The sequence below is a fragment of the Streptosporangium saharense genome, from assembly GCF_014203715.1.
Lineage (GTDB): Bacteria > Actinomycetota > Actinomycetes > Streptosporangiales > Streptosporangiaceae > Streptosporangium > Streptosporangium saharense.
On record NZ_JACHJP010000011.1, the window covers coordinates 240,604 to 258,781 of the forward strand.

An 18,178-nucleotide genomic window follows, 5' to 3' on the forward strand; every position below is an offset into this window, starting at 1 on the left:
CCGCCCGGCTTCCTCGCCGGGAGAACCGGCGAAGAGGCCAGGAGAAGACCCACCGGGAAGGCCGTCGAAGATCGCCGACGAGGCGGCGGGAAAAGCCGTGGAGACCGCCAAGGAAATCCCCGTTGGGAAAACCACCGGAACGCCGTCAGAGGAGCCTCGGAGGGGAACCGCTAGGGAAACTCGCGGGCCGCTTCCAGGTCGCCGCCGTGGTGTTGCAGCAGGGTGTCCGCCTCGTCGGGGGTGAGGGCGCGTTCGGCCATCAGGATCGCGGGCTTCACCCGCCATCCGGCCGCCTCAAGCGTGGCGTGGGCCGTCTCCCGGCTCACGCCGGTGAGGTCGGCGACCATCCGGACCGCCCGCTCCGCGAGTTTGGCGTTCGTCACCGGCATCTCCACCATGGCGCCGCCGTGGGTGCGGCCGAGCCTGACCATCGTGATCGTGGAGATCATGTTGAGGACCAGCTTCTGCGCGGTTCCCGCCCTGAGCCTGGTCGAGCCCGCGACCACCTCGGGGCCGACGACCACCTCTATGGGGTGCGACGCGGCCCGGGAGAGCGGGGTGCCCGGGTTGCAGGTCAGCGCGACGGTCAGGGCGCCCCTGCGGCCCGCCTCGGTGAGCGCGGCCAGGACGAACGGGGCGCCGCCGCCCGCCGAGACGCCGACCACGGCGTCCAGTTCGCCGACCTCTCTGTCCGTGATCGCCGCGGTTCCGGCCCGGGTGTCGTCCTCCGCGCCCTCGACGGCGCGGCGCAGCGCGGGTTCGCCGCCCGCGATGACGCCCTGGACCAGTTCGGGGTCGGTGCCGAAGGTCGGCGGGCACTCGGCGGCGTCCAGTACGGCGAGCCTGCCCGAGGTGCCCGCGCCGACGTAGATCAGGCGGCCTCCGGCCCGCATCCTGGTGACGATCGCGTCGATCGCCGTGGAGATCGCCGGAATCGCCCCGGCGACCGCGGCGGGCACGGTGGCGTCGGCGGCGTTCATCAGCCGGGCGAGTTCCTCGCTGGTCAGCCGGTCGATCCGGCCGTAGCGGGGGTCGCGCCGCTCGGTCGCCGGTTCGCCGGTCACGAGTGCCCCAGTTTCCTGCGGTAGAGCCAGAAGACGCGTTCGGCACGCGCGCCGACCGCCCTTGAGTAGAAGCGCAGCGGCCCGACCCAGGAGATCTGCGCCTCGGTCAGGCCCGAGTCCCGCTGCTCGGCCAGGCAGCGGCGCAGCAGCACCTGGCCGACGCCGAGCCCTCTCGCCGCCTCGGCCACCCCGGTGGGGCCGAACCAGGCGGGCCTGGTGCCCCACGCGGCGAAGCCGATGATCTTCCCGTCGCGGGAGGCGTAGTGGCAGCCGCTCGCCTGTTCCGTCTCCCAGGCCCAGTCGCCGCCCCAGTGCGTCTCGACGAAGGCGGCCACGGCGCCGATGTCCTTCCGCGTGGCTTTTTGTACGGCGACGCCCACCCTGTCCAGGCGGGCGAGGTCGATCTCGACAGACAGGTCCCCGGTGAGGTCGGCCGTCATGTTCCAGGCGGTGCCGTACCACTCGTAGCCGAGGCGCTCGGCCAGGCAGGCGGCGGGGGTGTAGCGCACGTCGACGCCTGGCCAGGCGTAGCAGGGCGGGTTGCCCGCGAACCTCGCCTCGGTGGCGCCCAGGCCGCGCATCCACTCCTCCGCCGCCTCGACCAGCGCCCTGCCCCTGCCCTGTCCCGTGGCCTCGGGGGTGACGGCCAGCAGGTCGATGTGCCCATGGGGAGCGGCCTGGGCCATCGAGGCGAGCAGCACCCCGGTGAGGTCGTCGGTCACCAGCGCCGTCCACCGGCGTTCCCGTGGCGGCCTCAGCAGCCGGGCGACGAGCAGGGGCGCCTCCCGCGTGTCCAGCGTGAGCGCGGCCCGCGCGACCTGGCCGACGGCCACCGCGTCCGCCGCGGTCATCTCCCTGATCCTCACCGGCCCCTCCCCCGTCTCGCCCCGCGCCCGTTGAAGTCTTCGAGGCGGGTGACCTGCGTCGATCATAAGGACCGGCCCTGTCCGGCCATACGGAGAGGTCCGCGCGTTCCTGTCCGGACGCACGAACAACCCTCCGCTCTTCGGTAAACCTGACGAATTCCGCTGACCCCGACCTGTCATACCGTCGCGATAACCACGCATCGAAGGGCTGGCTCGTGTCCGCTGATCTACATCACCGCGCCGTCGTCGCGGATACCCACAACGACCTGCTGATGGCGGTCACCGCGCGGCCACCCCACCGGTGGGCCTCCTTCTTCCGCGAACGCTGGCTCCCCCAACTCCACGACGGCGGCGTCAACATCCAGGTCCTGCCCGTCTTCATCGACGACCGCCACCGCCCAGAAGGCGCCCTGCGCGAAACCCTCCGCATGATCGAATGCGCCCACACCCTCGCCGAAGGCAACCCCGACCACGTCCACCTCTGCCTCGACGGCCCCCAGATCGACCACACCCTGGCCGAAGGGAAGATCGCCCTCGTCCTGGCGTTGGAAAGCGCCCCCGGCCTCGACACCAACGTCGAACTCCTCCCCACCCTGCACCGCCTGGGCGTGCGCATCGCCTCCATCGCCCACTGGGGCCGCACCCCCCTGGCCGACGGCAGCGGCGAAGACGCCACCGCCAGCCGCCTCACCACCGCAGGCGTCGAAACCCTGCACCAGATGCAACGCCTGGGCATCCTCTTCGACGTCTCCCACCTCAGCGCCACCGGCGTCGACCACGTGCTGGAACTGACCACCCGCCCCCTCATCGCCACCCACTCCAGCGCCCGCGCCCTGCGCGACCACCACCGCAACCTCCCCGACGACCACCTGCGCGCCATCGCCGCCACCGGCGGCCTCATCTGCGTCAACTTCTTCCCCCCCTTCCTGGCCGAGCACCCCGACGACTACACCCTCGACCGCCTCGTCGACCACATCACCCACATCGCCGGCGTAGCCGGCATCGACCACGTCGGCCTCGGCCCCGACTTCGTCCGCGAAGTCCTCCACGACACCACCCCACCCTGCTGCGAGGACGCCGCCCCGGAAGGACTCGACGCCACCGCCACCCTCCCCGGGCTGGCAGGACCCGCCGGTCTGCCGCTGGTCACCGAGGCGCTCCTGCGGCGCGGGCTGTCCGAGGATGACATCCTCAAGATCCTGGGCGGCAACGTGCACCGCCTCCTCCAGAAGGAACTGCGATGACCGGGGTCAGGATCCGCGAGCTGCACCGCATCGAGGAGCTGGCGGAGGTCTACCGGCTGCTCGGCGAGATCTGGCGGGCCGAGCCGGGCAGCGCGCCGATCAGCGTCGAGCTGATGCGGGCGCTGTCGCACGCGGGCAACTACCTCACCGGGGCCTACCTGGACGGGCGCATGGTCGGGGCCTCCGTCGGCTTCCTGGCCGCCCCCGTCGGGCGGGCGCTGCACTCCCACATCACCGGGACGACCGTGGCCAACGGTGTCGGCTTCGCCCTCAAGCGGCACCAGCGCGCCTGGGCCCTGGAGCGTGGCCTGGACACCGTGACGTGGACCTACGACCCCCTCGTGCGCCGCAACGCCCACTTCAACCTGGCCAAGCTCGGCGCCTTCCCCACCGAGTACCTGCCGTCCTTCTACGGCGTCATGGGGGACGCGATCAACGCCGGGGACGAGTCGGACCGTGTCCTGGCGACGTGGCCGTTGACCGCCCCGCATGTCGCCGCCGCCGCGGCGGGCGCGCCGTACCTCGTGGACGTCCCCGCGGACGCCGTGGTCGGGCTGCGCGACCGGGACGGGCTGCCGGTGCCGGGCCGTACGGACGGGAAGGTCGTGCTGATCGACCTGCCCGCCGACATCGAGGGCCTGCGCCGTACCGACCCGGGGGCGGCGCGCGCCTGGCGGCAGGCGCTGCGCGAGGTCCTCGGCGGCCTGATGGCGCGGGACGCCCGGGTCGTCGGCTTCCACCGCAAGAGCAGTTACGTCGTCCAGCTTCCCGACTGACCTCGCAGGCACCGCAAAGGACACCATGAAGATCACCGGAATCGAACTCCGCCGCATCACGATGCCCCTCATCGCCCCGTTCCGTACTTCCTTCGGCACCGAGCACCACCGCGACACCCTCCTGGTGCGGGCCGTGACGCCGGACACCGAGGGCTGGGGCGAGTGCGCCGCCATGACCGCCCCGCTCTACTCCCCCGAGTACACCGAGACGGCCATCGACGTGCTGCGCCGCTATCTCGTCCCCGCGCTGTCGCCCCACCTGGCCCAGGCGCCCTTCGACATCAACGCCGTCAACCGCGCCCTGCGCCGCTACCGGGGCCACCAGATGGCCAAGTCCGCCCTGGAGACGGCCCTGCTCGACGCCGGGCTGCGCACCACGGGGCAGTCCCTGGGCTCCTATCTCGGCGCCGCCGTCCCGGCCGTCCCCTGCGGCGTCTCCATCGGGATCATGGACTCCGTCCCGGCCCTGCTCGACGCCGTGGACGACTACGTCAACCAGGGCTACCGGCGCATCAAGCTCAAGATCGAGCCCGGCTGGGACGTGGCCCCCGTCCGCGCCGTCAGGGAGCGCTTCGGCCCCGACCTGCTGCTGCAGGCCGACGCCAACGCCGCCTACACCCTCGCCGACGCGCCCCACCTGGCCAAGCTCGACCCCTTCGACCTGCTGCTGATCGAGCAGCCCCTGGCCGACGACGACCTGGTCCAGCACGCCCAGCTCGCCAGGCGGCTGAGCACCCCCGTCTGTCTCGACGAGTCCATCCACTCCGCCGAGCACGCCGCCGCCGCCATCACCCTGGGGTCGTGCTCCATCATCAACATCAAGCCGGGCCGGGTCGGCGGTTATCTGGAGGCCAGGCGCATCCACGACCTCGCCCGCGCCCACGGGGTGGCCGTCTGGTGCGGCGGCATGCTTGAAACCGGGATCGGCCGGGCCGCCAACCTCGCCCTGGCCGCGCTGCCCGGCTTCACGCTGCCCGGCGACACCTCGGCGTCGAGCCGCTACTACACCACCGACATCACGGCCCCGTTCGTGCTCCAGGACGGTTACCTGCCCGTGCCGACCGGGCCCGGCATCGGCGTCGAACCCATCATGGAGCTGCTCGACGAGGTCACGGTCTCCACCGAGTGGATCCCGCTCTGATCAGGTGAGCAGTGCCCTGCCCCAGTAGTCCCCGGCGTCGCGAACCCCGCCGGGGCAGGCGAACAGGCCGCTCGACACGTGCTTGATGTACTCGTTGAGCGCGTCGTTCCTGGCCAGGGAGAGCTGGACCGGGACGAACTGGCGCCGTGGGTCACGCTGGTAGGCCATGAAGAACAGGCCCGCGTCCAGGCGGCCGAGACCGTCGGAACCGTCCACGTAGTTGTAGCCCCTGCGCAGCAGGTGGGCGTTGCCGTTGTTGCTGGGATGGGCCAGCCGCACATGGGCGTCGGCCTTGATGAGCGGCTGGCCCGTGGCGTCCTTGGCGGCGAAGTCGAGCGGGTCGAACTCGGCCTTCCTCCCCAGCGGGGCGCCCTCGCCCTTGTCGCGGCCGAAGATCTGCTGCTGCTCGTCGAGCGGGGCCCGGTCCCAGGTCTCGACCATCATCCTGATCTTCCTGGTGACCAGGTAGCTGCCGCCCGTCATCCAGTCCTGGCCGTCGCCGGGGGCGACCCACAGTTGCTCGGCGAGCAGCGCCTCGTCCTCAAGCTTGAGGTTGTTCGTGCCGTCCTTGAAGCCCATCAGGTTGCGCGGGGTGGCCTGGGCGCGCGAGGTCGAGGAGGTACGGCCGAAGCCGAGCTGGGACCAGCGCACCGAGACCCGCCCGAACCCGATCCGTGCCAGGTTGCGTACGGCGTGCACGGCGACCTGGGGGTCGTGCGCGCACGCCTGGACGCAGATGTCACCACCGGAGATCTCCGGGAGCAGGGCGTCGCCGGGGAACTTCGGCAGCGGCGCCAGGGCGGCGGGCCTGCGGCTCGCCAGGCCGAACCTGTCGTCGAACAGCGAGGCGCCGAAGCCGACCGTCAGGGTGAGCCCCGAGGCGGGCAGCCCGAGCGCCTCGCCCGTGTCGTCGGGCGGGGCCTCGGGCAGGCCGCCGACCGCGCCGAAGGTGCCCGCCTCCTTGCCCTGGGTCATCCGGGCCGCGGCCGCCGTCCACTCCTGCATCAGCTCGTCGAGCTCGGCCTTCTTGTCGGTGATGACGTCGAAGGAGACGAAGTGCAGCCGGTCCTGGGCGGGGGTGATGATGCCCGCCTGGTGCTCGCCGTAGAAGGGCACCGCGCCACCGGCGGCGGCGACGTGGGCGGCGGTCGGGGCGTGCTCCTCCTCGCCCGCGCGCAGCGCGATCACGCCCGCCCCGGCCGCCGCGACCCCCGCGGCGCCCAGGCCGAACAGCTTCCTGCGGCTGATCCGCTCACTCATGCCTTCTCCGTTCCGTACGGCCCGCGCCGCTGGCCCCGGCTACTTCGCCACGATCGCGGCGATCTTGCTGATCGGCTCGGACAGCGCGTTGATCGAGTCTGACAGCTTCTTCAGCTCGTCCTTGGTCAGCTCGTTGTGGAGCTTCCAGCCGTCACCGGCGCGGTGCGTGCCGAGCTCCGCCTCGGTCGCGGCGAACCTCTCGTCCAGCGTCTTGACCAGGTCGGGGGCCCGCTCCTCAAGCACCGGCCTGAGCGCCTGGACGGCCGCCTTCGAGCCCTGGAGGTTGGCGTCGAAGTCCCACAGGTCGGTGTGCGAGTAACGGTCCTCCTCACCGGTGATCTTTCCTGAGGCCACCTCGTCCAGCAAGCCCTTGGCGCCGTTGCCCAGCAGCACCGGGGAGATCTCGGCGCCGTTGGCCTTCTCCACGATGGTCTTGATGTCGGTCATCAACTTGTCGGCGATGGGGCCGTCCTTGCCGATGTCCTTGGTGACCCAGAGGTCCTTCTCGATCTTGTGGAAGCCGGTCCACTTCTCGCCCTCGGCGAGGTCGTTCTCGCGGGCGTCGATGGCCGGGTCGAGGTCGCCGAAGATCTCCGCGACCGGCTCGATCCGCTCCCAGTAGGTCCGCGCGACCGGGAAGAGCGCCTTGGCCTTGTCGATGTCGCCCGCCTTGACCGCGTCCACGAACTCCTGGGTTTTGGTCAGCAGGGCGTCGCTCTGGGTCTTGACGTAGCGCTTGTAGCCCGCCGTCGCCTCGGCCAGCTTGGCGTCGTCGCTGAGCGGCTTGTGCTCGCCGGTCACCTTCAGCGGGCCCCTGATGCCCTTGCCGGTCATGCCCGGCTTGCAGGCCGTCTCGTAGGCGCCCGCGGGCAGCTCGACGATCACCTCGCGGGTCAGGCCGGGCACGATGTTCTCCACCTCGCCCATCACCCGGTCGCCGGGGGCGTAGACGTAGAACTCGGTGACCTTGCTGCCGCCGTTGGTGATGGTGAAGGTCGAGGTGCCCGCGGCGACCTCGGTGGTCGCGACCTTGCACTCGGTGTCGCTGGCGGCGACGGTGATGGGACCGCCCGCCGAGTTGCCGGCCGCCTGCGGGCTCGCGGCGGGGGTGGCGCCCCCCGAGCAGGCGGTCAGGCTCGCCAGGGCGAGGGATCCGAGGACGACGACGATGGGAGTACGCATGTTGAACCCTGGTTTCATGCCGCGGAGCGCGGGTCGGAGACGGAGACGGGAGAGGTGGGGGCGGGCCGCCTGCGCTGGGGTCGCAGGAAGAGGATGAGGGTGGGGACGACGTACAGGAGCCAGGCGGCGGTCTCCAGCACGCTCGGCTGCGGGGTGATGTTGAACATTCCGGCCATCAGCGCGCCGTACCACGAGTCGGCGGGCATGACGGAGCTGATGTCGAAGGCGTAGTTGGACAGGCCGGGCAGGACGTTCGCCTCCTGCAGGTCGTGCACGCCGTACTTGAAGATGCCGGCCGCGACCAGGATCAGCAGCAGGCCGGTCCAGGTGAAGAAGACGGTCAGGTTGATCCGCAGCGCGCTGCGGTACAGGCCCCAGCCGAGCACGACCGCGGTGAGGATGCCCAGGGTGATGCCGATCAGCGGGGTCGCCGAGGTCGTCGCGCCCTGCACGGAGGCGAAGAACAGCAGGGCCGTCTCCAGCCCCTCGCGCGCCACGGCCAGGAAGGCCATGACCACCACGGCGCCCGTGCCGACCTGGATGGCCTCGTCGAGCCTGGCCCGCAGTTCCCCGGAGAGGGAGCGGGAGGCGCGGCGCATCCAGAAGATCATCCAGGTGACGAAGACGGTCGCCAGCAGCGAGGTGACGGCGTCGAACAGCTCCTGCTGGCCGTGGCTGAGGTGCGCCGCGGTGAAGGTGAGCAGGGCACCGAACCCGATGGACAGCGCGACGGCCGCGCCGACGCCCGCCCAGACCTGGGGGAGCCGGTTCTTCCGGTCGCTCTTGACGAGGAAGGCGACGAGGACGGAGACGACGAGGGTCGCCTCCAGGCCCTCTCGCAGTCCGATGAGGTAGCTGGCGAACACCTGGACTCCCGGAGAACTACTTAGGCATACCTAATTTAGGGCAGGGCAACCTTACTCTCCACCCGAGGATGCTCCTTTTCCACCCCGGGGTCGAGTTCTCCCAGGCGATAACCCGGTTCACACGGGTTCACCCCCGGCTCATGGTCCACTTTCCGAAATTGGCACTGTCCTTCGTCCGGTACGGCCAGCACCCTGGAGACCCGAGGAAGGGAGGGCGCCCATGAACCAGGCGAGACGGCTCTGGGAGGCCGTCGAACCGTTGCACGCCGTGGTCTACTTCACGCCGGAGCCCGCGCGGGCCGCCAAGGCACTGGGGGTGCCGGGGTGGTGGGCGGGTTACTTCACCGGCAGGGTCGCGCCGCTCGGCCCGGTCGACGCCGCCACGGCCTCCGCCGTGCTGTACGGCTTCGCCCCCGGCAGGGTGGCGAAAGCGCTTCCCGGCGCCTGGGCCCACGCCTCGCCCCAGGACGTGCTGGCCGCCCGGTTCGACGCCGTGCGCGCCGTACTGGACAGGGCGCTTCCCGCCGGGCGGGACGGGCTGGAACGGCTGGCGGCGCTCCTGGAGACGGCCGTGGGGGCATGCCGGTTCGAGGGCAGGGCGCTGGCGGCCGGGTGGTCCGGCGTGCCCATTCCTTCGGATGTCGTCGGGCGGGTGTGGCTGGCCGCGACGGTGCTCCGTGAGCACCGGGGCGACGGGCACGTCCTCGCGGCGGTGCACGCCGGGCTGCGGGGCCTGGACGCCATCCTCACCCACGTGGCCACCGGGGCGATCACGAGGGAGTCCATCCAGATCAGCAGGGGCTGGAGCGACGAGGAGTGGCGGGAGAGCCACGGCAGGCTCGTCGCCCTGGGGCTGCTCGACCGGGCCGGGGGGCTGACCGGGAGCGGCGAGCGGGTGCGGCGGGAGATCGAGGAGGCGACCGACCGGCTTGCCGCCGACCCGGTCACGGCCCTCGGGGAGGCGGGCGTGGCGGAGGTCGTCGCGCTGGCCACCCCGCTCAGCAGGCACCTCGTGGACACCGGCGTCATCCCGGTGCCCAACCCGATCGGCGCTCCCCGGCCCTAAGGGTTCCGCTGGCCGTACAGCGTGGTGAGCTGGGCGGCCAGTTTCGCCAGTTCGTCGTGGACGGCCTGCGGGCCCTCCACGACGACGAGGTCGCCCCAGCCCGCGAGCTGGCGGGCGATGTCCCGCGCGGTCGGCGCGGTGAGCGCGACCCGGACCCGCTCACCCTGGGAGATCACCTCGCAGTGGCGGCCGAAGCGGTCGCGCAGGACGGGCAGGTAGCAGGCGTCGACGGTCGCGGTGGCGGTGGTCGTCGCGCGCCGCGCCTCCATCGCGGTGACGACCTCCTCCCAGGCCGCCGCGAGGTCGAAGCGCGCCGGACGCTCGGCCGCCTCCTGCGTGATCTCGGCGTCCGTGATCCGGTCGGCGCGGAAGGTCCGCCGCCCGTCGGGGGTCTCGGCGATGAGGTACCAGGTGTCGTCCTTGTCGACGAGGCCGAGCGGCGAGACGAGGCGTTCCCGCCCCGAGTAGGTGAGGCGGGCCTTCCTGCGCCGGACCACCGCGTCCTCCAGCAGGTCGACGAGCGCGGGCCGCGTACGGCGGTGCTCGCCCCAGCCCGCCGGATCGACCACGACCGCCTCCGCCGCCGCCTCGGCCTCCTGCCGGAACGTCGAGGGCAGGGCGCGCACGAGCTTGCGCAGCGCCGCCTTGGCCTCCGGCGCGATCGCGGCGGCCGGGCCGAGCAGCAGGAACAGCGCCCTGGCCTCCGCGGCCCTGAGCCCGGACAGGTCGGTGCGGGCGCCGCCGAGCAGCGCCCAGCCGCCGCCGCGTCCGGCCTGCGGATAGACGGGGATGCCCGCGGCCGACAGGGCCTCCAGGTCGCGGCGGGCCGTGGCGACCGAGACCTCCATCTCGGCGGCGACCTGCGTCGCCGTCACTCGGCCTCGGGCCTGCAGCAGCAGGAGGACGGCCACCAGACGATCGGCTCTCATGTTTCGATCCTGTCAGGAAAAATGCTCATTTGGTGAGCACTTTGGCTGGCAGCATCGATCTCACAGGCCACCGAAAGGAAAGACATGCTCCGCGGACTCACCACCATCAGCTTCTACGCCCACGACGTCGCCGCCGCCCGTGACTGGTACGCCGAGTTCCTCGGTCTGGAGGCCTACTTCCAGCGGCCCGAGCAGGGCGACCCGGTCTACGTGGAGTTCCGGGTCGGCGACTACCAGCACGAACTCGGCGTCATCGACGCGCGCTTCGCCCCGGAGGGGTGGAGCGCCGAGGGCGGCGGGGCGATCGTCTACTGGGCCGTCGAGGACCTGGAGGCGACCTGGGACCGGCTGCTGGAGTTGGGGGCGACCCCGTTCGACAAGCCGACCGAGCGTGGCCCGGGGTTCGTCACCGCCTCGGTGCGCGACCCGTTCGGCAACATCCTCGGCATCATGATCAACGACCACTACACGAACGTCCTCGCGGGCCGGAAGGGCTGACCACGATGACCACGACTCCCCTGCTCCTCGACGACGCCGCCGCCTGGAAGGCCTGGCTCACCGAGCACCACGAGAGCGCCTCCGACGTCTGGCTCATGATCGCCAAGAGGAACGGCAACGCGAGAACCGTCACCCTCGGCGAAGCGCTCGACGAGGCCCTGTGCCACGGCTGGATCGACAGCCACCGCAGGGCCCTCGACGACAACTACTACCTGCAGCGCTACTCCCCCCGCGCCCGCCGCAGCCCCTGGTCGGCCATCAACGCCGCCAAGGCCGAGGCCCTGACAGCCGCGGGCCGGATGCTCCCCGCAGGCCACACCGCGATCAAAACCGCCAAAACCACCGGCCACTGGCCCGCTTGAGACCTGCCCCGACACCCCGCACCGAAGACCGCCCCAATCGTGGTGAACGGTTTTGATCTGGGTTTACCGGTGCCGTGCGTGAGGAGTTTCGGCTTGGGCGCGTCGGTGAGCTGGACTGAGGAGCGACGGAGCGAAGCGGAGGAGCGACGAGGGAAGTCACCGACTTCAGGCGCCCAAGCCCGCGCCGCCGCAGGCGGCGCAAAAAGGCACAGTCTAGAGGCGAGGCACCGCCTCCAGCAGAGAGCGGGTGTAGTCGTGGCGGGGAGCGCCGACGACCTCCTCCGTCGGTCCCGTCTCGACGAGTTTTCCCTGGTGCATCACCGCGACGACGTCGGCGACGTAGCGGACCACGGCGAGGTTGTGCGAGATGAACAGCATCGACAGGCCGAGTTCCTCGCGCAGCGAGCGGACGAGGTTGAGCACGGCGCCCTGCACGGAGACGTCCAGGGCGGAGGTGATCTCGTCGGCGACCAGCAGTTCGGGCCGGGCGCCCAGCGCCCTGGCGATCGCGACCCGCTGCCGCATGCCGCCCGACAGCTCGCGCGGGTAGCGTCCGGCCAGGGTCGCGGGCAGCGAGACCAGCGACAGCAGCCGTTCGACCTCGGCCTGGCGTTCCGCGCGGGGCAGGCGCAGCCCCTCGCCGACCGAGGCGCCCACGGTCATCCTGGGGTCGAGGGAGGCGTAGGGGTTCTGGAAGACCATCTGGATGCGCCGGGGGTCGGCCCCGGTGATCTCCCCCCGGTACGGCACCAGCCCGGTCACCGCCTTGGCCAGGGTGGACTTGCCGGAGCCCGACTCCCCGACCAGGCCGACGATCGCCCCCTGCGGGATCTCCAGGGTGACGTCGTCGACCGCGGTGAAGGCGCCGAACCGCACCGTCAGGTTCTTTATGATCACGATGCCTCCCAGCAGGCGACGCGGTGTGCCTTGCCGTACGGGACGAGGGGTGGCAGCTCGGCGCAGCGCTCGCTCGCCAGCTCACAGCGGTCGGCGAAGGCGCAGCCTGGGCCGACCTCCGCGGGGGCGGGCTGGCGGCCGGGGATGCTGGCCAGCGGCTGGGACCTGTCGGTCTCCATGTCGGGCAGCGAGGCGACCAGGGCGCGGGTGTAGGGGTGGGCGGCGCCGGTGGCGAGCCGTTCGACGGGCAGTTCCTCGACGACCCGGCCCGCGTACATGACGACGACCCGGTGGCACAGCTCCCCGACGACGGCGATGTCGTGGGAGATGAACAGGGTCGCGGCGCCGGTCTCCGCGGTCACCTGGCGCAGCAGGCGCAGGATCTGCCGTTGCACGGTCACGTCGAGCGCGGTGGTCGGCTCGTCGGCGATGATCAGCCTCGGGGTGCCCATCAGGCCCATCGCGATCACCACGCGCTGGCGCATGCCGCCGGACAGCTCGTGGGGGTGCTGGCGGGCCCTGCGCGCCGGTTCGGGGATGCGCACGTGGTCGAGGCGGTCGACCGCCCGCTCCCAGGCCTGGGCACGGGTGGCCCCCTGGTGCACGGTGGCGACCTCGGCGAGCTGGCCGCCGATCCGCAGCGCGGGGTTGAGGGAGGCCATCGGGTCCTGGAAGACCATGGCGAGGGAGGTGCCGAGCAGTTTGCGGCGCCGCTGCTCGGTGAGGTCGTCGAGGTCGTTGCCGCACAGTCGCATCCTGCTCGCCGTCACCTCGCCCGGGTAGGGCACCAGGCCGCCGACGGCCGAGGCGGTCAGGCTCTTGCCGCTGCCCGACTCGCCGACCAGGCCGACGATCTCGCCGGGCGCGATGGTCAGCGACAGGCCGCGGACCGGGGTCACGCCGCCGGGGAAGGTGACGGTGAGGTCGCGCACCTCAAGGACGGCCTCGGGGTCGGGCTCGCTCTCCTCGTGCGGTACGGCCCCGGCCCCCGGGACGGCCCTGACCGTCGCGTTGCCGCGTGCCGCGGCCCTGGCCAGGGCGTCCCCGAGCAGGTTGAACCCAATTCCGGCGAGCGCGACCGCGACGGCGGGGCCGAGGGCGACGGCCGGGGTGTCGTAGATGCGGCCGAAGCCGTCGAACAGCAGCCGTCCCCAGTCGAACGACGGCGGCTGCACGCCGAGCCCGAGGAAGGACATCCCGGCCAGGGCGAGCAGTGCGCTGCCCAGGGCCTGGGTGAGGTTGAGGATCAGCGGCTCGGCGATGTTGGGCAGGACGTGGCGGGTCATGATCCGCAGGCGGGGGACGCCGAGCATCCTGGCCGCCGCCACGTAGTCGGCGCCCGCGACGGAGGCGGCGAGCGTCTGGGTGAGCCGCGCGAAGCCCGGGGCGAGGGCGACGCCGATGCCCAGCACCGCTCCCCTGGCGCCAAGCCCGGAGATCACCGCGGTGAACATGGCCAGCAGCAGGCTGGGGAAGGCGACCAGCGCGTTGACCGTGCCGGTGACCAGGCGGGCGCCCCTGCGGGGCAGCACCGAGGGCAGCGCGCCGAGCACGACGCCCGCGACCGCGCCGATGAGCGTGGTCAGCAGCGCCAGGACCAGGGAGAGCCGTCCGGCGACGAGCACCCTGGCCAGGATGTCGCGGCCCAGGTTGTCGGTGCCGAGGGGGTGGGCGTCCGAGACGCCCTGGAGGATGACCGCCGGGTCGATGTGCTCGGCCTCGGCCCCCCAGATCGGCGGCCCGATGACGGCCAGGACCACCATGGCCGTGACCAGTACGGTCCCGGCGAGCCCCGCGGGGGTGCGCAGCAGGTGCCGCATCAGGTCTCCTTCAGGGCGGAGGTCGGGTCGAGCAGGCCGAGCAGCACGTCCACGAGCAGGTTCACCACGAGCACGATGGCGCCGTAGACGAGGATCACGCCCTGGGCGACGGGATAGTCCTTCTGGGTGATCGACTCCACGATCCGCAGGCCGAGCCCCGGCCAGGCGAAGACGTACTCGACGAGCACGCTTCCCGCGATCAGGCCGGTGAGCAGCAGGCCGCCGACGGTGAGGGTCGCGGTGAGCGTGTTGGGCAGGACGTGCCGCAGGTGGACACGGGCGGAGGGCAGCCGTTTCGCGCGGGCCAGCCGTACGTAGTCGCTGCCCAGCTCGCGCAGCGTCTCCACCCGGGAGATGCGGGCGATCATCGCGGCGGGGGCGATGGCCAGGGCCAGGACGGGCAGCACGTAGGACTCGGGACCGCCCTTGCCCGCGGGCGGGAACCAGCCGAGCCCGATGGCGAACAGGGCGACCATGGCGATGGCGTAGAGGAACTCCGGGATCGCGACCGCCGTACCGGTGGCCGAGGTGAAGGCGGCCTCGGTGCCGCGGTTGCGGCCGTTCTCGGTGCGGACCCCCGCCCACATGCCGAGCGGGACCGCGACCAGCAGGGCGACGACTGTCGCGAGCAGGGCCAGGGCGAGGGTGTTCGGCAGCCGGGAGGCGATGACCTCGCCGACCGGTTCCCCGCTGAGGAAGGAGGTGCCGAAGTCGCCGGAGACCACGTGGCCCACGTAGGAGGCGAGCTGGGTGAGGATCGGCTGGTCGAGCCCGAGTGCCGCGCGCCTGGCCTCGACCAGTTCGACCGGGGCCGCCTGGCCGAGCGAGGCGCGCACGGGGTCGCCCGGAATGAGGTGGATCATCGCGAACGAGGCGACGAGCAGCACGGCCAGCGAGATCACGAACCGGACGAGGTGCCGCAGCACGAACGCCCCCCGCGCACGGCCCCGGGAGCCGCCGGCCGTGGCCGGGCGGCGGCCCCTCGGACGAGGGATGCCGGCCACTCAGCCCGCCTCGGTCATCCGGATGGAGGTCGGCACGAACAGTCCGGCCTGGACGGTGAACGTGGCGTTCCGCTGGGCGACGAGCACGGTGTTCTCCACGACCGGCACCAGGTCGGCGGCGTCGTAGAGGGCCGACTCGGACTCGGTCCAGAGCTTGCAGCCCTCCTCGCCGGGCTTGGTCACGGCCTCGGCGACCAGCTTCTCGTAGCGCTCGTTGGCCAGGTGGGCGAAGTTGGCGCCCTTGGGCGCGGCCGGTCCCGACAGGAACCCGACGAGCTGGGTGGGCAGGGTCACCCCGATCGGCAGCCAGACCACGTCCCAGTCCTGGGTCGCGTTGAGCGACTCCGACAGCTTGGTGTCGATGACGCCGTTCAGCGTGACGTCCACGCCGATCTTCTTCCAGGTGGCCGCGAGATACTCGTTGGCCGCCTGGGTGCTCGCGCCCTTGGTGGTGACGTACAGCAGGCGCAGGCTCAGCCGCTTGCCGTCCTTGACGCGGACGCCGTCTGCTCCGGCCTTCCACCCGGCCGCGTCGAGCGCGGCGGAGGCGGCTGCCGGGTCGAAGGCGGGGACGTGGCCGGTGACGCCGTCGCCCTGGCAGGGCTTGGGGTCGCCGACGAGCCCGGTGACCGGCCGTCCCGTACCGCTCGATGCGATTCCGGCGAGTTCGGGGAGGTTGACCGCCTGGGTGAGGGCCTTACGGATCGCGGGGTCCTTGGCGGGGCGGTCGTCGCCCTGGTGGTAGAAGAACTGCCCGTTGCCCGCCGACATGGTCGCCTTGCCCATCCCCGGGGTGGCTTCGAGGCGTTTGCGGTCGGCGCCGTAGATGATCGCGCCGTTGAGGTCGCCGGAGATCAGCATGTTGGCGGCGGTCTGCTCGTTCGGCACGACCCGCAGCACGACCTTCTCCGGCATGCCGGACCCCTTGGTCGCGGCGCCGTTCGGCCCCCAGGCGTAGTCCTCGCGCAGCTTGAAGGTGTAGTGGTCGCTGGGCACGGCCTCGGTCAGCGTGTACGGCCCAGAGCCCGAGGTGGCGTGGGCGATCGAGGAGCGGTCCTTGAGCCCCTTGCCGCAGACCACGAACATCAGCGTGCTGCTCTCCAGGATGAAGCTGAACGGCTGGGGCGTGGAGAGCGTGACGGTGCCCGCGGCGTCGTCGGCCTCGGCCTTCATGCCGACCGGGACGAGCACGCCGTACACCGGCGACTTGGTGGCCGGGTCGGCGATGTGGTTGACGTTCTCGGCCACGTCGGAGGGGGTGAGCTTGGAGCCGTCGGAACAGGTGACGTTCTTGCGGAGGGTGAAGGTCACCCTGTCCGGTTTGACGTCCCACTTCTCGGCGAGCCCGGGAAGGATCTTCCCCTCGGGCGAGTTGGCGACCAGGGTGTCGTAGGCCAGGGACAGCGTGGTGTTGGTCACCCCGAGGACACCCATGGCCGGGTCGAGCACCCCGGGGTCGGCGCTGAGCGCGAAGGAGAAGGTGCCTCCCTCAGCGGCCTTGCCCGACGGGCCGTCGGACGTGCCGCCGCAGGCGGTCGCGAGCAGGCTCAGGGTGGCGAGGGCGGCCACCGGAGCTGTTTTCTTCATCGGAACTCCAGAAACGATTCTTGCCACTTAGCGCGCCGAGGTCATCCGGATGGTGGTGGGAGAGAACGAGGCGGCGGGGAAGTCGAAGGTGGCGCCCTTCTGGGCGACGAGGACGGTGTTCTCCACGACCGGAACGAGGTCGGCGGCGTCGTAGAGGGCGGACTCGGACTCGGTCCAGAGCTTGCAGCCCTCCTCGCCGGGCTTGGTCACGGCCTCGGCGACCAGCTTCTCGTAGCGCTCGTTGCTCAGATGGGCGAAGTTGGCGCCCTTGGGCGCCGAGGGGCCGGACAGGAATCCGACGAGCTGGGTGGGGAGCGTGACGCCGATCGGCAGCCAGACCGCGTCCCAGTCCTGGGCGGCGTTGAGCGACTCCGACAGTTTCGTGTCGATGACGCCGTTCAGCGTGACCTCGACGCCCGCCTTCTTCCAGGACTGGGCGAGATACTCGTTGGCGGCCAGGACGCCCGCGCCTCGCGTGGTCGCGTACAGCAGGCGTATGGTCAGCCGCTTGCCGTCCTTGACGCGGACGCCGTCGGCCCCTGCCTTCCACCCGGCGGCGTCGAGCGCGGCGGAGGCGGCTGCCGGGTCGAAGGTGGGGACGTGGCCGGTGACGCCGTCGCCCTGGCAGGGTTTGGGGTCCATCACCAGTCCCCTGACGGGCCGCCCGGTGCCGCTCGACGCGATTCCGGCGAGTTCGGGGAGGTTGATCGCCTGGGTGAGGGCCCTGCGGATCGCGGGGTCCTTGGCGGGGCGGTCGTCGTCCTGGTTGTAGAAGAACTGCCCGTTGCCCATGGCGAGGACGAGCTTGTTCACCCCCGGCGTCGCCTCAAGCCGTCTGCGGTCGGCGCCGTAGACGACGGCGCCGTTGAGGTCGCCGGAGATCAGCATGTTGGCGGCGGTCTGCTCGTTCGGCACGACCCGCAGCACGATCTTCTCGGGCTGCCCCTGGTTCCTGACGCTCGCGCCGTTCGGCCCCCAGGCGTAGTCCTTGCGGACCGTGAAGGTGTAGTGGTCGCTGGGCACGGCCTCGGTCAGGGTGTACGGCCCCGAGCCGGAGGTGGCGTGGGCGATGGAGGCGCGGTCCTTGAGTCCCTTGCCGCAGACCACGAAGAGCTGCGCCGCGTTCTCCAGGATGAAGCTGAACGGCTCCGGGGTCGAGAGCGTGACGGTGCCCGCCGCGTCGTCGGCCTCGGCCTTCATGCCGACCGGGACGAGCACGCCGTACACGGGCGACTTCGTCTCGGGGTCGGCGATGTGGTTGACGTTCTCGGCCACGTCGGCCGGGGTGAGCCTGGAGCCGTCCGAACAGGTGACGTCCTTGCGCAGGGTGAAGGTCACCGCGTCGGGCTTGACGTCCCACTTCTCCGCGAGGCCGGGGACGATCTTCCCGTCCGGGGCGGTGAAGACCAGCGGGTCGTAGGCCAGGGAGAGCACGGTGTTGGTGATCGAGAGCACCGCCGTGGCCGGGTCGAGCGCCCCGGGATCGGCGCTGAGCGCGAAGGAGAAGGTGCCTCCCTCGGCGGGCTTCCCGGACGGGTCATCGGATGTGCCGCCGCAGGCGGCCACGAGCAGGCTCAAAGTGGCGAGCGCTGCCACCGGTCCTGTCTTTTTCATCG

The 18,178-nt window shown here is 71.6% G+C and carries 17 protein-coding genes; 6 read left to right on the forward strand and 11 right to left on the reverse strand.

The annotated features are described in order from the left end of the window. Positions 1–170 precede the first annotated feature (170 nt). Complete coding sequence (murQ, locus tag FHS44_RS34880; RefSeq protein WP_184723115.1) at positions 171–1,064, reverse strand: N-acetylmuramic acid 6-phosphate etherase; 894 nt, start codon at positions 1,062–1,064, stop codon at positions 171–173. Next, entirely contained in the window at positions 1,061–1,930 is an 870-nt protein-coding gene (locus FHS44_RS34885) for a GNAT family N-acetyltransferase (protein WP_312863939.1), read from the reverse strand. Before FHS44_RS34885 ends, murQ begins: the two co-directional genes overlap by 4 nt. Positions 1,931–2,145: 215 nt before the next feature. Here FHS44_RS34885 and FHS44_RS34890 point away from each other — a divergent pair, with 215 nt between their 5' ends. From FHS44_RS34890 to menC, 3 genes are read left to right on the forward strand one after another with little or no spacing between them, the layout of a single operon-like run. Then, positions 2,146–3,174, forward strand: coding sequence for a dipeptidase (locus FHS44_RS34890; RefSeq protein ID WP_184723118.1), 1,029 nt, complete (start codon positions 2,146–2,148; stop codon positions 3,172–3,174). Then, the gene (locus tag FHS44_RS34895) at positions 3,171–3,950 is read left to right on the forward strand and encodes a GNAT family N-acetyltransferase (protein ID WP_184723121.1); all 780 of its coding nucleotides are present in this window, start codon (positions 3,171–3,173) and stop codon (positions 3,948–3,950) included. The genes FHS44_RS34890 and FHS44_RS34895 overlap by 4 nt, the downstream gene beginning before the upstream one ends. Positions 3,951–3,975: 25 nt before the next feature. Continuing rightward, positions 3,976–5,091 carry an o-succinylbenzoate synthase gene (gene menC, locus FHS44_RS34900; protein WP_184723124.1) on the forward strand — a complete coding sequence of 372 codons (1,116 nt, stop codon included), beginning with the start codon at positions 3,976–3,978 and terminating at the stop codon, positions 5,089–5,091. Here menC and efeB read toward each other — a convergent pair whose 3' ends face one another. From efeB to efeU, 3 genes are read right to left on the reverse strand one after another with little or no spacing between them, the layout of a single operon-like run. Continuing rightward, positions 5,092–6,351: an iron uptake transporter deferrochelatase/peroxidase subunit gene (gene efeB / locus FHS44_RS34905; protein WP_184723127.1), complete on the reverse strand. Its 1,260-nt coding sequence runs from the start codon at positions 6,349–6,351 to the stop codon at positions 5,092–5,094. 39 nt (positions 6,352–6,390) lie between these two features. Next, positions 6,391–7,533, reverse strand: a complete 1,143-nt coding sequence (gene efeO / locus FHS44_RS34910) for an iron uptake system protein EfeO (protein ID WP_184723130.1) — start codon at positions 7,531–7,533, stop codon at positions 6,391–6,393. A gap of 14 nt (positions 7,534–7,547) precedes the next feature. After that, positions 7,548–8,399: an iron uptake transporter permease EfeU gene (gene efeU, locus FHS44_RS34915; protein ID WP_184723133.1), complete on the reverse strand. Its 852-nt coding sequence runs from the start codon at positions 8,397–8,399 to the stop codon at positions 7,548–7,550. A gap of 220 nt (positions 8,400–8,619) precedes the next feature. Between efeU and FHS44_RS34920 the strand changes: the two genes are divergently transcribed. Beyond that, positions 8,620–9,465 (forward strand): SCO6745 family protein, encoded by an 846-nt coding sequence (locus FHS44_RS34920; RefSeq protein ID WP_184723136.1) that lies wholly within the window; start codon positions 8,620–8,622, stop codon positions 9,463–9,465. On the opposite strand, the gene FHS44_RS34925 is transcribed toward FHS44_RS34920, so the two are convergent. Beyond that, entirely contained in the window at positions 9,462–10,394 is a 933-nt protein-coding gene (locus FHS44_RS34925; RefSeq protein WP_184723139.1) for a helix-turn-helix transcriptional regulator, read from the reverse strand. The genes FHS44_RS34920 and FHS44_RS34925 overlap by 4 nt on opposite strands. Positions 10,395–10,478: 84 nt before the next feature. Between FHS44_RS34925 and FHS44_RS34930 the strand changes: the two genes are divergently transcribed. Both FHS44_RS34930 and FHS44_RS34935 read left to right on the forward strand, forming a co-directional pair. Then, entirely contained in the window at positions 10,479–10,892 is a 414-nt protein-coding gene (locus tag FHS44_RS34930; protein WP_184723141.1) for a VOC family protein, read from the forward strand. 5 nt (positions 10,893–10,897) lie between these two features. Further along, a complete protein-coding gene (locus tag FHS44_RS34935; protein ID WP_184723144.1) occupies positions 10,898–11,254 on the forward strand; it encodes a YdeI/OmpD-associated family protein in 357 nt (118 codons plus the stop codon). Positions 11,255–11,467: 213 nt separating this feature from the next. On the opposite strand, the gene FHS44_RS34940 is transcribed toward FHS44_RS34935, so the two are convergent. From FHS44_RS34940 to FHS44_RS34960, 5 genes are all read right to left on the reverse strand, one after another. After that, a complete protein-coding gene (locus tag FHS44_RS34940; RefSeq protein ID WP_184723147.1) occupies positions 11,468–12,151 on the reverse strand; it encodes an ABC transporter ATP-binding protein in 684 nt (227 codons plus the stop codon). Beyond that, positions 12,148–13,971 (reverse strand): dipeptide/oligopeptide/nickel ABC transporter permease/ATP-binding protein, encoded by a 1,824-nt coding sequence (locus tag FHS44_RS34945; RefSeq protein WP_184723150.1) that lies wholly within the window; start codon positions 13,969–13,971, stop codon positions 12,148–12,150. Before FHS44_RS34945 ends, FHS44_RS34940 begins: the two co-directional genes overlap by 4 nt. Further along, a complete protein-coding gene (locus tag FHS44_RS34950) occupies positions 13,971–14,897 on the reverse strand; it encodes an ABC transporter permease (RefSeq protein WP_312863940.1) in 927 nt (308 codons plus the stop codon). The genes FHS44_RS34945 and FHS44_RS34950 overlap by 1 nt, the downstream gene beginning before the upstream one ends. Before the next feature lie 78 nt (positions 14,898–14,975). Further along, positions 14,976–16,562: an ABC transporter substrate-binding protein gene (locus tag FHS44_RS34955; protein ID WP_184723152.1), complete on the reverse strand. Its 1,587-nt coding sequence runs from the start codon at positions 16,560–16,562 to the stop codon at positions 14,976–14,978. 27 nt (positions 16,563–16,589) lie between these two features. Then, complete coding sequence (locus tag FHS44_RS34960; protein ID WP_184723154.1) at positions 16,590–18,176, reverse strand: ABC transporter substrate-binding protein; 1,587 nt, start codon at positions 18,174–18,176, stop codon at positions 16,590–16,592. Positions 18,177–18,178: the final 2 nt, after the last annotated feature.

What these genes read in the sequence shown, in the direction of transcription:
- FHS44_RS34895 (WP_184723121.1), top strand. Translation starts at nt 3,171, where the DNA reads ATGACCGGGGTCAGGATCCGCGAGCTGCACCGCATCGAGGAGCTGGCG.
- menC (WP_184723124.1), top strand. Translation starts at nt 3,976, where the DNA reads ATGAAGATCACCGGAATCGAACTCCGCCGCATCACGATGCCCCTCATC.
- efeB (WP_184723127.1), bottom strand. Translation starts at nt 6,351, where the DNA reads ATGAGTGAGCGGATCAGCCGCAGGAAGCTGTTCGGCCTGGGCGCCGCG.
- efeO (WP_184723130.1), bottom strand. Translation starts at nt 7,533, where the DNA reads ATGCGTACTCCCATCGTCGTCGTCCTCGGATCCCTCGCCCTGGCGAGC.
- FHS44_RS34920 (WP_184723136.1), top strand. Translation starts at nt 8,620, where the DNA reads ATGAACCAGGCGAGACGGCTCTGGGAGGCCGTCGAACCGTTGCACGCC.
- FHS44_RS34925 (WP_184723139.1), bottom strand. Translation starts at nt 10,394, where the DNA reads ATGAGAGCCGATCGTCTGGTGGCCGTCCTCCTGCTGCTGCAGGCCCGA.
- FHS44_RS34930 (WP_184723141.1), top strand. Translation starts at nt 10,479, where the DNA reads ATGCTCCGCGGACTCACCACCATCAGCTTCTACGCCCACGACGTCGCC.
- FHS44_RS34935 (WP_184723144.1), top strand. Translation starts at nt 10,898, where the DNA reads ATGACCACGACTCCCCTGCTCCTCGACGACGCCGCCGCCTGGAAGGCC.
- FHS44_RS34945 (WP_184723150.1), bottom strand. Translation starts at nt 13,971, where the DNA reads ATGCGGCACCTGCTGCGCACCCCCGCGGGGCTCGCCGGGACCGTACTG.
- FHS44_RS34955 (WP_184723152.1), bottom strand. Translation starts at nt 16,562, where the DNA reads ATGAAGAAAACAGCTCCGGTGGCCGCCCTCGCCACCCTGAGCCTGCTC.
- FHS44_RS34960 (WP_184723154.1), bottom strand. Translation starts at nt 18,176, where the DNA reads ATGAAAAAGACAGGACCGGTGGCAGCGCTCGCCACTTTGAGCCTGCTC.